The organism is Croceicoccus sp. BE223 (genome assembly GCF_031457155.1).
GTDB lineage: Bacteria > Pseudomonadota > Alphaproteobacteria > Sphingomonadales > Sphingomonadaceae > Croceicoccus.
Genome location: NZ_JAVDWB010000004.1, coordinates 111,165 through 124,007 on the forward strand (window position 1 = coordinate 111,165; position 12,843 = coordinate 124,007).

At 67.2% G+C, this 12,843-nt stretch carries 16 protein-coding genes and 1 tRNA gene; 11 read left to right on the forward strand and 6 right to left on the reverse strand.

All coding sequences use genetic code 11. The features are described from left to right. The first annotated feature begins 4 nt into the window (after positions 1–4). A complete protein-coding gene (locus J2X37_RS09920; protein WP_310020623.1) occupies positions 5–745 on the forward strand; it encodes a glycerophosphodiester phosphodiesterase family protein in 741 nt (246 codons plus the stop codon). Further along, positions 742–1,884 (forward strand): GNAT family N-acetyltransferase, encoded by a 1,143-nt coding sequence (locus J2X37_RS09925; RefSeq protein ID WP_310020625.1) that lies wholly within the window; start codon positions 742–744, stop codon positions 1,882–1,884. Before J2X37_RS09920 ends, J2X37_RS09925 begins: the two co-directional genes overlap by 4 nt. Here the strand turns inward: J2X37_RS09925 and J2X37_RS09930 are convergent, their stop codons facing one another. Next, on the reverse strand, positions 1,885–2,235 hold the full coding sequence (locus J2X37_RS09930) for a hypothetical protein (protein ID WP_310020627.1): 351 nt from the start codon (positions 2,233–2,235) through the stop codon (positions 1,885–1,887). It abuts the gene before it with no gap. Between the two features lie 281 nt (positions 2,236–2,516). Here J2X37_RS09930 and dksA point away from each other — a divergent pair, with 281 nt between their 5' ends. The 4 genes from dksA (at position 2,517) to J2X37_RS09950 (ending at position 5,629) form a co-directional block, all read left to right on the forward strand. Next, positions 2,517–2,975, forward strand: a complete 459-nt coding sequence (gene dksA, locus J2X37_RS09935; RefSeq protein ID WP_310020629.1) for an RNA polymerase-binding protein DksA — start codon at positions 2,517–2,519, stop codon at positions 2,973–2,975. Between the two features lie 253 nt (positions 2,976–3,228). Beyond that, a complete protein-coding gene (locus tag J2X37_RS09940; RefSeq protein WP_310020633.1) occupies positions 3,229–3,561 on the forward strand; it encodes a PilZ domain-containing protein in 333 nt (110 codons plus the stop codon). Between the two features lie 138 nt (positions 3,562–3,699). Further along, on the forward strand, positions 3,700–5,097 hold the full coding sequence (locus J2X37_RS09945) for a peptide ABC transporter substrate-binding protein (RefSeq protein WP_310020639.1): 1,398 nt from the start codon (positions 3,700–3,702) through the stop codon (positions 5,095–5,097). A gap of 136 nt (positions 5,098–5,233) precedes the next feature. After that, a complete protein-coding gene (locus tag J2X37_RS09950; RefSeq protein WP_310021093.1) occupies positions 5,234–5,629 on the forward strand; it encodes a DUF4112 domain-containing protein in 396 nt (131 codons plus the stop codon). A gap of 6 nt (positions 5,630–5,635) precedes the next feature. On the opposite strand, the gene J2X37_RS09955 is transcribed toward J2X37_RS09950, so the two are convergent. After that, positions 5,636–5,812, reverse strand: a complete 177-nt coding sequence (locus J2X37_RS09955; protein ID WP_310020643.1) for a DUF1674 domain-containing protein — start codon at positions 5,810–5,812, stop codon at positions 5,636–5,638. A 79-nt stretch (positions 5,813–5,891) separates the two neighbouring features. Between J2X37_RS09955 and J2X37_RS09960 the strand changes: the two genes are divergently transcribed. Beyond that, complete coding sequence (locus J2X37_RS09960; RefSeq protein ID WP_310020646.1) at positions 5,892–7,130, forward strand: transcription antitermination factor NusB; 1,239 nt, start codon at positions 5,892–5,894, stop codon at positions 7,128–7,130. 4 nt (positions 7,131–7,134) lie between these two features. Here J2X37_RS09960 and msrA read toward each other — a convergent pair whose 3' ends face one another. Beyond that, positions 7,135–7,665: a peptide-methionine (S)-S-oxide reductase MsrA gene (gene msrA, locus J2X37_RS09965; RefSeq protein WP_310020648.1), complete on the reverse strand. Its 531-nt coding sequence runs from the start codon at positions 7,663–7,665 to the stop codon at positions 7,135–7,137. Positions 7,666–7,805: 140 nt separating this feature from the next. On the opposite strand from msrA, the gene J2X37_RS09970 reads away from it, so the two are divergent. The 4 genes from J2X37_RS09970 to J2X37_RS09985 all read left to right on the forward strand — a co-directional run bounded on the left by J2X37_RS09970 (position 7,806) and on the right by J2X37_RS09985 (position 10,045). Further along, a complete protein-coding gene (locus J2X37_RS09970; RefSeq protein WP_310020650.1) occupies positions 7,806–8,549 on the forward strand; it encodes an SIMPL domain-containing protein in 744 nt (247 codons plus the stop codon). A gap of 9 nt (positions 8,550–8,558) precedes the next feature. Next, complete coding sequence (gene aguB / locus J2X37_RS09975) at positions 8,559–9,413, forward strand: N-carbamoylputrescine amidase (protein WP_310020653.1); 855 nt, start codon at positions 8,559–8,561, stop codon at positions 9,411–9,413. Positions 9,414–9,417: 4 nt separating this feature from the next. Next, positions 9,418–9,909 (forward strand): 2-amino-4-hydroxy-6-hydroxymethyldihydropteridine diphosphokinase, encoded by a 492-nt coding sequence (folK, locus tag J2X37_RS09980; protein WP_310020657.1) that lies wholly within the window; start codon positions 9,418–9,420, stop codon positions 9,907–9,909. Between the two features lie 60 nt (positions 9,910–9,969). Further along, positions 9,970–10,045 (forward strand) — tRNA-Lys (locus tag J2X37_RS09985). A 190-nt stretch (positions 10,046–10,235) separates the two neighbouring features. On the opposite strand, the gene J2X37_RS09990 is transcribed toward J2X37_RS09985, so the two are convergent. The 3 genes from J2X37_RS09990 to J2X37_RS10000 are packed head-to-tail and all read right to left on the reverse strand — an operon-like array spanning position 10,236 to position 12,836. Beyond that, positions 10,236–11,921: a recombinase family protein gene (locus J2X37_RS09990; protein ID WP_310020660.1), complete on the reverse strand. Its 1,686-nt coding sequence runs from the start codon at positions 11,919–11,921 to the stop codon at positions 10,236–10,238. Continuing rightward, entirely contained in the window at positions 11,914–12,363 is a 450-nt protein-coding gene (locus J2X37_RS09995) for a DUF2924 domain-containing protein (protein WP_310020663.1), read from the reverse strand. The genes J2X37_RS09990 and J2X37_RS09995 overlap by 8 nt, the downstream gene beginning before the upstream one ends. After that, a complete protein-coding gene (locus tag J2X37_RS10000; protein ID WP_310020666.1) occupies positions 12,360–12,836 on the reverse strand; it encodes a DUF3489 domain-containing protein in 477 nt (158 codons plus the stop codon). Before J2X37_RS10000 ends, J2X37_RS09995 begins: the two co-directional genes overlap by 4 nt. Positions 12,837–12,843 lie beyond the last annotated feature (7 nt).

Here is a 12,843-nt window from a genome sequence, read left to right on the forward strand (position 1 = left end):
CATCATGGTGCCGGGCCGGCTGCTGGCGAGTGTCGAGGGACAGGACTGGCTGGGCGACTGGATCTACGCCCACCGGGGCCTGCACGGCGCCGGCATCTGTGAAAATTCGCCGGCCGCCTTCGCTGCGGCCATCGCCGCGGGGCTGGGCATCGAGTGCGACGTGCAGCTTTCGCGCGACGGGCAGGCGATGGTTTTCCATGACTGGACGCTGGAGCGGCTGACGGCCGAAACCGGCGCGTTGCGCGAGCGGGACGCCGCCGATCTGGCGCGGATCGAACTGCATTCGGGCGAGCGCATCCCTACGCTTCCGGACTTCCTCGCCTTTGTCGGGGGGCGGGTCCCGGTGCTGATCGAGGTGAAGTCGAAGCGTCACATGGCGTGGAAACCGCTGGCCCGCGCCGTTGTCGCGGCGCTGCGCGGGTATCGCGGCGCGGCGGCGGTGATGAGCTTCGACCCGCGCATCGTCCGCTGGCTGGAAAAGCGCCTGCCCAACCGCCCGCGCGGGCTGGTCACCGGGCGCGGGGAGCGGCGGAGGCTGGCCTTCGGCATCGAGCGGGCGGTGGCCGTCGCCCATGCGCGGCCTACCTTCCTGGCCTGCGACATCCGCGACCTGCCCGATCCGTGGCTGGCCCGCCAGCGCGCCCGCGTGCCGCTGCTGACATGGACGGTGCGCACGCCCGCGCTCATGGCCCGGGCGCGGCTTCACGCCGATGCGCCCATTGCCGAGGGGGCCGGCCTGTCGTGAGCGAGGACGATGCCGTCACCGTTCGGCTGAACCCGTCGGTTTCGGACCTTTGCGCCGAGGAATGGGATGCGCTCGATCCCACCGGCAATCCGTTCGTCAGCCACCGCTTCCTGTCGCTGCTCGAAGCCTCCGGCAGTGTCGGTCCGGGCACCGGCTGGTCGCCCGCGCCGCTGACGATCGCCGGGCCGGACGGCACGCTGCTGGCCGCGATGCCCGCCTATCTCAAGGGGCACAGCCAGGGCGAATATGTCTTCGATCACGGCTGGGCCGATGCCTGGCAGCGGGCCGGGGGACGCTACTACCCCAAGCTCCAGATCGCCGCGCCGTTCACGCCCGCCACCGGGCCGCGGGTGCTCGCGCGCGATCCGGCCCTGGCCCGTGCACTGATCCACGCAGCGGAAACCTTGTGCCGCAACAAAGGCCTGTCCTCGGCCCATGCGACGTTCGTGTCGGAAAACCAGATTCCGCTTTTCGAGGAGGCCGGCTGGCTGATCCGCAGCGACATCCAGTTCCACTGGTCCAACCCGGGTTTCGCCAATTTCGACGATTTCCTCGCCACCTTGTCGTCGCGCAAGCGCAAGGCGATCCGCAAGGAGCGCGAGCGCGCGGTCGAAGGCCTGACCATCCGCCACCTGACCGGGAGCAGCCTGAAACCCGAGCATTGGGAGGTGTTCTGGCTGTTCTACCAGGATACCGGCGCGCGCAAGTGGGGCCGTCCCTACCTGACACGCGAGGCGTTCGACCTGATCGGCGCGACGATGGCGGACGACGTGATCCTGATGCTGGCCTATGACGGCGACCGACCGATCGCGGGCGCGCTCAACTTTCTCGGCGCCGATGCGCTCTATGGCCGCTACTGGGGCGCGCTGGTAGACCGCCCCTTCCTGCATTTCGAGCTGTGCTATTACCAGGCGATCGACGTCGCGATCGCGCGCGGCCTCTCGCGGGTGGAAGCGGGAGCGCAGGGGTCGCACAAGCTGGCGCGGGGATATGCGCCGGTGCAGACCCGTTCGGCCCACTTCATCCCGCACGACGGGTTTCGCGAGGCTGTTGCCGAGTTCCTGGCGGCGGAGCGGCGCGGCATCGGTGCGGAGCAGGCCGCGCTCATGGCGCTGGCACCGTTCCGCAAGGACGGCTGATCAGGCGACGCGGCGGCTGGTGTCGTGCTCGGCGAGGAAGGCGCGGGCGCGGCGCTGGGCTTCGACGATTTCGCGCGCGGTCATTTCCTCGGCCACTTCGGCGCGGCAGTGCTGCGCTTCTTCGTGCCCGCGCGAAGCGGCGAGATTGAACCACTTGTGCGCCTCGACGAGATCGCAGATCGCGCCGCGGCTGCCGGTCGAGAAGGCGCAACCGAGATCGAATAGCGCGTCCTCGTCGCCGTCGAAGAAATCCGACAGGCACTTTCCGACGAGTGCTTCGCTGCTGGCAAGCAGGGCCGGATCGATCGCCGGTCCGGTTTCGACGAGGTAAAGATGTTCACCGTAAGCCATGTTGATCATCCCCTGTTGTGCGGGGGTCTTCAAGCTTCCCCCGCAAGGCACAGGTTCGATCATCGTGGTCAACAATTGGTTAACGTCATAATTCGGCAAGAAGATCGGGCAACAAGCCCCGACGGCAACGGGCGGCCAAGTGTTCGGCAAAGCTTAATCTGTGGGTGACTATGGCTTTCGTTCAAAATGCGCTTGTTTGCGAATCGGCGGGAACCTATAGGCCCGCCATGGGATCGAAGGGCCGGTGGCCGCTAGTCGCCGGCCGATGCGGAGTGTAACGCATGGGCCTTGCGGCTGCTAATGAGATCGACGTACTCGCGGCGGCGCGCCGCAATGTTTCGGGGGGCTACGTGCCGGATGCCTCGGAACCCTACATGAACCCCGAACAGCTTGAATTCTTTCGTAATCTCCTGATCGAGTGGAAACACTCGATCCTCGACGCCGCCGCCGGAACGCTGCAACAGCTCCAGGACGGGCCGATCCGCGAACCCGACCTCAACGATCGCGCGTCGAGCGAGACCGACTGGGGTATCGAACTGCGCACCCGCGATCGCCAGCGCAAGCTTATCGCGAAAATCGACAGCGCCCTGCGCCGCATCGACGAGGGTGAGTACGGTTATTGCGAAGTGACCGGCGAACCGATCGGCCTTGGCCGCCTCATCGCCCGGCCCATCGCGACGATGACGGTCGAGGCGCAGGAAGCGCACGAACGCCGCGAAAAGATCTCGCGCGACGACTGAACGGCGCACTTCCATCCCTGCGGGCACGAGTTCCGCGGGCTGTCCTTTAAGGGCCGGGCCACCCCCGGCCCCGCCTCTTCCACTGCTGAAGCGCGGCTGTGCCGGATCAGAACAGGTGACAAACGCAGGTGTTTCCGCCCGGCCGTTTCTTTACATTTCGTTATCCCTAATCCGTTAATCGTGTTGCATCACGACCGGTGCGGGGAAGGCGACCGTCTGCCAATCGCCGGTCACGGGCCAAAGGGGTTGAGTCATGCGGGAACAGGACCACCGCAAGCACGATCGCGATTCGCTGTTCCTCGTCGCGGAACTGCGGCTGGAGCTTGACGGCGCCCCCTACGGGGTGAAGCTGCGCAACATCTCCGACGCGGGGGTCATGGCCGAAGGGTCGATGCGGGTGTCGCGCGGGCAGCAGGTCTATGTCGAACTCCACAATGTCGGCTCGGTCGCCGGAACGGTGGCCTGGGCGGCGGGAAACCGCTGCGGCATCGCCTTCGATCGCACGATTAACGCCGCCGCGGTGCGCTATCCGGTAGAGGACGTCGATCTGCCGGAGGGCCAGCGCGTCTCCCTGCCGCGGGACTGATCGGGCGCGGCTCGATCGTCTTTTACCCGGCCCGAGGGCTCTAAATAGCTGACCGGCGGGCTTGCGGCTGGTAGGACCGCGCACACCATGTCGGTCCGCTTGCGTCTCCTATGCCGAATCCCCGCGATCTGCACGGCAGTGCTCTTCGCCTCCGCCTGCGACGGAGGCGACAGCGCGCGCTACGATGTCCTGTTGGTCGGCGATCCGGAAGTGGTCGCGTCAGAGGCGGTGCCCCTGCCTTCGGCCGGCGCGCTTCTGCGCGAGGCGACGGCGAGCGGGATCGTGGCGCTCGATGCGGAGGGTCGGATCCAGCCGGACCTGGCGGCGCGCTGGATCGTCACCGACGACGGCCTAAGCTACATCTTCCGGTTCGAGGATTTCGAGACTGACGACGACAAGGCGCTGACCGCCCTCGACGTGCGCCGGGCGCTGCGCGACCGGATCCGGCAGTTGCGCGGCAGCGCGCTCGGCCTCGACCTTTCGGTGATCGACGGCATCTACGCCCGCACCGACGAGGTGATCGAGATCCGCCTGAAGACCGCGATGCCGGAGTTCTTGCAGCTCCTGGCCGAGCCGGAGCTGGCACTAACTTTCAAGGGCCATGAAACGGGCGCGCTGGTGCTGTCGGGCGAAGGGCCGGTCCTGACCCTTTCGCGACCGGAGCGGCCGGGCATGCCGGCGGCCGAGCTGGCGGTGCAGGTCTCGCCCGCGGCCGAAGCTGTGCGCCGATTCCAGGACGGGCAGGCCGAATTGATGCTCGGCGGCGATCTCGATGCGCTGCCCCATGTGGAGAAGGGCGGGCTGCTGCGCGGCACGATCCGGCTCGATCCGGTGGCAGGGATGTTCGGGCTGGCGATCGCGAAGGAGGAGGGCTTCCTCTCGCTCGCCGCCAATCGCGAGGCGCTGTCGATGGCCATCGATCGCCCGGCCCTGATCGAGCCGTTCGGCATCGGCGGCTGGCTGCCGCGGGCGAGGCCGGTGCCGGTGGGCCCGCTCGGCACGGTGCAGCCGCCCGACTTGTGGAACGCCTATACCATCGAGCAGCGCCAGTCCGTCGCCGCGCAGCGGGTCCGTGCGTGGGCGGCGACGCGGGGTGCCCTCGAACCCTTTACCGTCGCCCTCCCGCCGGGCACCGGCGGTGACATCCTGATGCGGCGGCTGTCGGAGGACATGGTCAAGATCGGCATCACGCTGAAACGGGTCGGCCCGGACGATGAAGCACAACTTCGCCTGGTCGAGGAGGTCGCCTGGATGGATCGTCCCGAATGGTACCTGCACCGTTACAACTGCGCCGTGACCAAGTCGGTCTGCGACCCGCAGGCCGATGCCCTTGTCGCCCAGGCAATCGCCGAACCCGATGCGGCGATCCGGGCCGAAATGCTGGCCGAGGCGCAGGCCAAGCTGACCGCCGGGCACGTCTTCATTTCGTTCGGCGCGCCGATCCGCTTTTCGCTGGTGCGCGGCGGGGTCGACGGTTTTGCGGTCAATCGCTGGGGCTTCCATCCCTTGTCGCAGCTTTTCGCGGACCCCATCTAGCACGGAGCGGCCCGTACTGGCGGTCGCCCCGGTGAGGATGGAGAATGCCCGCTTGACCCCTCTCGACACCGACACCCCCGCCGGCCCCGGCCCCGGCCCCGGCCCCGACGCCGCCGCGCGCGGCAAGGCCCGCCGGATGGAGATCATCGACAGCCTTCCGCTCGGCAATGAACCCGCCGCGATCCGCCAGAGGATCGAGGCGATGGAAATGCTGCTCGAACGCAGCATGACCGTGCCTGGCACGAACTATCGCATCGGCCTCGATTCAATCGCCGGACTGGTTCCGGTGGTCGGCGATCTGATCACCGCGGCGATGGGGGCCTATATCGTGTGGGAAGCGCGCAATCTCGGCATGCCGAAGTGGAAGCTGTGGTCGATGGGCGCGAATGTCGCGTTCGACACCGCGATCGGCGCGATCCCCGTGGTCGGCGATGCCTTCGATTTCCTGTTCCGTTCGAACAGCCGCAATCTGAAGATTATCCGCAAGCACCTCGACCGCCATCACCCGGCGGCCCGCACGATCGAGGGCTGATACCTTCTAGAAATCGATCGCGATTCCGTTCTTTTCCCAGTCGCCGAAGCGGGTGGGATCGGGGCGCTCTTCATCCTCGTGCCGCGAACCGGGTCCGGGCGCGGGCGCGGGCTGGTTGGTCCAGTGCGCGGGCTTGGCAAAAGGCGCGGGTCGCCTGGTGGCGCGGGGCGTCGGCTCGGTCATGGCAGACTAGATGGGACAGGCATGCGCGCGATGCAATGAGGCGTTGCCACGCGGGCCATGCGGGGCCATGGCGCGGGGCATGACCGAACCTGCCGGCCTTCCTGCCCGCCGCGCCGCGCTGCGCATGCTCGATGCCGTGCTGCGGCGGGGCGACACGCTCGACACCGCGATCGGCGCGGCCAAGGGCCTGCCGCCCGCCGATGCCGCGCTCGCCCGCGCGATTGCCGCCGAAGTCCTGCGTCGCCTGCCCGACATCGATGCCCTGATCGACGGCGCCACGCGCCAGCGCTTGCCCGACGATGCCAAGGCGCGGATGGTGTTGCGGATGATGCTGGCGCAGGCCTTGCGGATGGACATCGCGCCCCACGCGGTAATCGCGACCGGGCTGGAACTGCTGGAGGGCGGGCCTCGCCGCCTCGCTCATGGGGTCTTCTCCGCCATCCTCAAGCGCGAAACGGGACTGCCCGCAACGCCCCGCCTGCCCGGACCGGTGGCGAAACGCTGGACCCGTGCCTGGCCCGACCGGGTGGATGCCATCGCCGCCGGGCTGGCGGAACCGCCGCCCCTCGACCTGTCGCTGCGCGATCCTGCCGAAACCGATGCATGGGCCGCGCGGCTGGACGCGGCCGTGATGGCGCCTGGACAGCTCCGCCTGGGGCGGGGGCAGGCGGTGGAAAGCCTGCCCGGTTTCGACGAGGGCGCCTGGTGGGTGCAGGACTTCGCCGCCTCGATCCCGGCCAGCCTCCTGGGTTCGGGCGCGGGACGGCGGGTGCTGGACCTCTGCGCCGCGCCGGGCGGCAAGACGATGCAATTGGCGGCGGCGGGGTGGCGCGTCACGGCGCTCGACATCGCGAAACGGCGGCTGGAGCGGCTGCGCCAGAACCTCTTGCGCACCGGCCTTGCCGCCGATGTCGTCTGCGCCGACGCGCTGCAATGGCAGCCGGAGGCACCGTTCGACGCCATCCTGCTCGACGCCCCGTGCACCGCCACCGGCACCTGCCGCCGCCATCCTGACGTCCTGCACCGGATCGGCTCGCGGCAGATCGCGGAACTGGCCGAACTGCAATCGGCCCTCATCGCAAGGGCCGCCGAATGGCTCGCGCCGGGCGGAACCCTGGTCTACGCGACTTGCTCGCTGGAACCCGAGGAGGGCGAGGAACGGGCGGCAGCCGCGTCGCTGACGCCCGAACCGATCACCGCAGCCGAACTGCCCGAAGGCCTGTCTCCGACTGCGCAGGGTTGGCTGCGCACCGATCCCGGCATGCTGGCCGGGGCGGGCGGGCTCGACGGGTTCTTCGTCGCCCGCTTCCGCCGATAGCGGCTCAGCCCGGGCGCACCTTGTCGGCAAAGCTCTTGCGCAGCTTGTCGAGCTTGGGTGGGATGGTCGCGACGCAATAGGGGTTCCGCTGCCCGTCGTTGACCCAGTATTCCTGGTGGTAGTCCTCTGCCGGATACCAGGTCGCCGGGCCTTCGATGGTGGTGACCACCGGCTTGTCCCGCTCGGCCTGCGCCCGCTCGATCGCGGCCTCGGCCTCGGCGCGCTGCGCGTCGTCCATCGGGAAGATGGCCGACCGGTACTGGGTGCCGACGTCGTTGCCCTGACGGTTCAGCTGCGTCGGATCGTGCGTCGCGAAAAAGATGTCGAGAAGGTCGCCATAGCGGACGATCTCTGGGTTGAAGGTGATCTTCACCGCCTCGGCATGGCCGGTGCGGCCCGAACAGACCTCCTTGTAGGTGGGGTTCTCGGTTTCGCCGCCGATGTACCCGCTTTCCACGCCGCTGACGCCCTGGACGTCGTTGTAGACCGCTTCGGTGCACCAGAAGCAGCCGCCTGCCACGATTGCCGTTTGCATTGTGCCGATAATCTCCTTGCTCGCCGCCAGAGATGGGGACGGCAGGGGCAATTGTCACCCGCCGCGATGATCCCGTCGTCAACGGTTCAGCTTGGCCGCTGTATCCCGGCGATTGTCTTTTGCGTTTCGGGGGCCCGATCATGAAGAAAGCGATTGCCGTCGCGGCCCTGCCGCTCCTCGCGGCCTGTGCGGAAAAGGACGAGGACGTCCGCGGCGTCACCCATGACGAGACACTGTTGTCGGTGAGCGCCAGCGGCGAGGCGGAGACGCGGCCGGACCAGGCCCAGTTAGAGGCCGGCATCCAGGCGTGGTCCGCAACCGCGCGCGGGGCAAGCGACGCCGCGAATACGCAGATCGCCAAGGTCGTCGCCGCGCTGAAGGTGATGGGCATCGACGACAAGGACATCCAGACGCGCAATGTCGGGGTGGGCCGGATCGACTGGGGTGATCGCAAGGGGCAATACCAGGCCAGCAACACCGTCCTCGTCACCGTTCGCGACGTGGCGAAGGCGGGCGCGGCCGTCACCGCCGTGACCGAAGCGGGAGCCAATGTCATGGCGGGCCCGAACCTGCGCATGTCCGATCCCGAAGCCGTCGCCAACAGCGCCTATGCCGCTGCCTACAAGGCGGCGCGCAAGCGGGCGGAGGCCTATGCCGAGGCGGCCGGCATGGAGATCTCGCGCGTGCTTTACATTCGCGATGCGGGCGGTTCGCAAGGCAACCGGTACCTCCAGGCTGCGGTGCCGATCGCTCCGCCGCCCGCATCGCCCGTCAACCAGAATCATGCCCGGCCCGAGAGCATGGATGCGACCGGCGCGGTCATGACCGGGCAGACGACCAGCAACGTGACGGTTCAGGTGGACTTCGCCCTCGTCCCGAAATAACCGGGGCGCATGACAAGGATCACCGTCGCCGCGCTGCAATGCGCGCTGGGCTCGGATGACGAGCAGGACAACATCGGCCGCACTGCCGCAATGGTGGAGCAGGCCGCGGGGCAGGGCGCGCAGATCGTGCTTCCGCCCGAGCTGTTCTCCGGCCCCTACTTCTGCCGGGAAGAGGACGAGGCGCTGTTCGCGCTCGCCCGCCCGACGGCGGAGCATCCCAGTGTCGTCGCCATGCAGGCGCTGGCCGCAAAGCTGAAGATCGCGATCCCGACCAGCTTCTTCGAGCGGGACGGACATCACTACTACAACACGCTGGCGATGATCGGCCCCGACGGCGCGATCATGGGCACCTATCGCAAGAGCCACATTCCCGACGGGCCGGGTTACGAGGAAAAGTACTATTTCCGCCCGGGCAACACCGGGTTCCGGGTGTGGGACCTGTTCGGCACGCGCATCGGCGTGGGCGTCTGCTGGGACCAGTGGTATCCCGAATGCGCGCGGGCGATGGCGCTGATGGGGGCAGAAGCGCTGTTCTATCCCACCGCGATCGGGTCCGAACCCTATGACGCCGATCTCGACACCAGCCGCATGTGGCGCCGCGCGATGATCGGACATTCGGTGTCGAACTGCATGCCGGTCATCGCCGCCAACCGCATCGGCCGCGAAGGCGAGCACCAGACCTTCTACGGCCATTCGTTCATCAGCGACGAATGGGGCGATCTCGTCGCCGAATTCGGCTGCGACGAGACCGGCGTATTGGTGGCGGAACTGGACCTTGCCCGCGCCGCCATGCACCGGGCGGGCATGGGCTTCTTCCGCGACCGGCGGCCGCAGCTTTACGGGCGGCTGGCCGAAGACGTCTGAGCGCATGCTGGGCGAGCGTCACCGCTACCTCATCGCGCTGGGCGGCAACGTCCGTCATCACCGCCATGGCCCGCCCGAAGCGGTGCTGCGCGCCGCGATGGTCGCGCTGGAGGAACTCGGCAGGGTCCGCGCATGTTCGAACGTGTTGCGCTCATCTCCCCTCGGGCCGTCGAAGCGGTGCTATGCCAATGCGGCGCTCGTGCTGGAAACGAGGAAGCGCCCGCGCAAGCTGCTTCACGCGCTGAAGACGCTGGAGCGAAAGTTCGACCGGCGCGGCGGCGGACAGCGATGGAGCGCGCGCACGCTCGACCTCGACATCGTGCTGTGGTCGGGCGGGGCCTGGGGCGATGACGCGCTGACCATACCGCATCCCGAGTTCCGCCGCCGCGACTTCGTCCTGCGCCCCGCCGCGGCCATCGCGCCGCAATGGCGCGATCCGCTGACGGGTCTGACCGTGGCGCAGCTACTTTTCCGCCTCCGCCGCCAAGGCGCTTGACCCACGCCCACCCCCTGCCTAGTTGACGGCCCGTGGAACGGCTGCACCTGCGGCCTCTCCGGGCCCTTAGCTCAGTCGGTAGAGCAACTGACTTTTAATCAGTAGGTCGCTGGTTCGAACCCAGCAGGGCTCACCACACAGTCTCCCCAATCACCGTAAAAGTGTGTCTCACGAGCTGTGGGCCGATTTATGCCCGAGTTTCCGCGGGTTTGCAGAAGTCGCTCTGGCGGAGAGCAGGACGCGAGACGCCTTGTCCTGCGCTATCGGACGCAGAATGGCCGACTGTCTCAGCTGGCCGAAAAGTGTCCTACAAATCGGTGTGATGGTCAGGCGGCAGGGAAGTCGAGCAACGCACGTTGCTCCGCCCAGGACAGCGGCAGACTGGAAAGTCGGATCAGCTTGCGCGCGGTGACCTGACGAGGATGCGTGCCGTCGAGGATGGCGGTGACGATGTCGGGCGCAAGATAACTGAGCCGGGCGGTCCGTTCGAGATGGCGCCGCTGGGCAGAGGGCATGGCGCTGATCGCCGTTTCGGACAGGGCAAGCAACTCATCGCGTGCCGAGAATGCCCGGGCAATGAGCTGAACCAGATTGTCGACCATGACCGCATCGGGTTTGATCGAAGGGTTGAGCCGAAGCCTTGGCTCGTGGCCGTGGGCGGACGGGCAGCAGGAAATGACCAGTTCGATTGAGCTGGCATCGATGCCAGCGAGCCCGGCGGAGGCAAGAAGCTGGTTGCCGCACAAGGTGACGGTAATCCTGTGGTCACCCAATACCGCCGTGCATTCGAGTTGCTTCAGGACCTCGCGAAGGTCGCCGACCGCCATGCCTTCCATGCGATTTGCCAGGTTGGTGCAGGATCGGGTGAGGCCTGCCAGCTGATCGGTGGTGAGTGAGGGCGCAACCGTTCGAGTCTGCGACGGATTCATCAGATACTGGGAGACAGCCTTTCTGACCGCGTCATCGAGATCGCCCGCGGGCAGTCGAATCGCGGGCTCGATCGAACCGTCGTTCCGATTGGAGGCATAGTAGCGATAGCGCTTGCCATGGTTCCGGGTGTGCGCAGGCGACATCGGTCGCCCATGCTGATCACGGATCAGCCCTGCCAGCAAACTGACCGCTCCGCGACCGGACCGTCCATCTGCTATAGCGGATTTCTGCCACACCGTGCGCTGGGCCAGCTTGTCCTGCACGGCATCGAACAGGTCTTTATCGACAATGGCATCATGCTGCCCGGGATAGCGGGTTCCCTTGTGGACGGTCTCGCCGACATAGATCCGGTTGCGCAGGAGATGATGCAGCGCGCCCCGGCGGAAGGGAATTCCGCCACGGATCGAGCCGTCTCGCATGGTCACTTTCTTGCTGACGATGCCGGCGCGCTCGAGATCGACCAGAAGTTCACGGACGGAGGCTGCTTCAAGATAGCGCCGCATGATGCCCCGAACCGTTTCGGCTTCCCCGGGGACGACGACCAGCTTGCGATCCTCCACGCGATAACCCAGCGGTACCGGCCCGCCCATCCACATCCCCCGGGCCTTGGACGCGGCGACCTTGTCACGGATCCGCTCGGAGATGACCTCGCGTTCGAACTGCGCGAAGCTCAAGAGGACATTCAAGGTCAGCCGTCCCATCGAGTTGGTGGTATTGAACGCCTGGGTGACGCTGACGAACGAGGCCCCAGCATCATCGAGCACTTCGACGATCTTGGCGAAGTCAGCGAGGCTGCGGGTCAGGCGGTCGACCTTGTAGACGACAACGACATCGACGCGTCCCGCTTTCACGTCGTCGAGGAGCTGCTGCAGCCCGGGACGATCCATATTGCCGCCGGTAAAACCGCCGTCGTCGTAGAGATCGGGATGCAGAACCCATCCTTCGTGCTTCTGCGAGAGCACGTAGGCGGCACAGGCTTCGCGCTGGGCATCGAGACTGTTGAAGTCCTTGTCCAACCCTTCGTCCGTGGACTTGCGGGTGTAGATCGCACAGCGCAGGCGCGAGGAGGAAGATCTAGCCACTGGCTGATACGCCCAGCCTGCCCAGCCGGGGGCTGTGCAGGCCGAAGAAGCGGGGGCCGGACCAAGCGGCCCCCGTGATCGTCTTCGCCACCGCGCTCAGCGAGATATAGCGCTGATCGCGATACTCGAACCCGCTTTCCAGCACGATGACCAGATGCGTCTCGCCGTGCCACGTGCGGGACAGCCAGGTGCCGGGCTTGAGCGAAGGGGAGGGGGGCTTGCGATCCCCGCTCTTGCTGCCAACCGCTGCGATCCTGCGCAGCTGCGTCTTGCCAAGGCCGCCGGTCGCCTGTTCCTGTACGCGATAAGCCAAAGCCCGCGCCAGCAGCCCTGAGCCGAAGGCCGGTGGCGCAGAGGTGCCGAACACCCTTCGCCACTCGGCCTTGCGCTCGCGGGCCGACATCGCCTCGATGGCGGCAATCTGCTCAGCCAGCTTGCTCATTGGGCTGCCTCGGCGGTGTGCAGAACCCGATAAGTGCGAACGCCATCGACCTTGGTGCTGGCGATCTCATGCCCACGCTTGCGCAATCCCGTCAGCGCCGCCCGCGTCGTGTGCGGCAACCAGCCGGTCGCGCCGGTCATATCCTCCAGCGTCGCGCCTTCCTTGCGCTCCATGAGCGATACGATCGTGCCGGTCTTGGTCTGCGGAGGCACATCGGGCACCAGCTCGCGCCCGGCATCGGTGACGGCAAGACCGATCATGTCATCGCCCTTGCGGCGCCAGCAATGGCGTTCGTCCGTGACGGCTACCTCGGTGACAAGCTGGCGGCGCTTGAGGCTGGCGATGGCGCGGCCGATGGCGAGCCGGTCCTTGCCCGCGGCGACGGGCAGGGGATGGACAAAGCCGTGCTGGCTACGGGCGGCGACGATGAGGATGATGTCGGCAAGATCGCCGAGGGGCTTTTGGTCTGACATGGTGGGT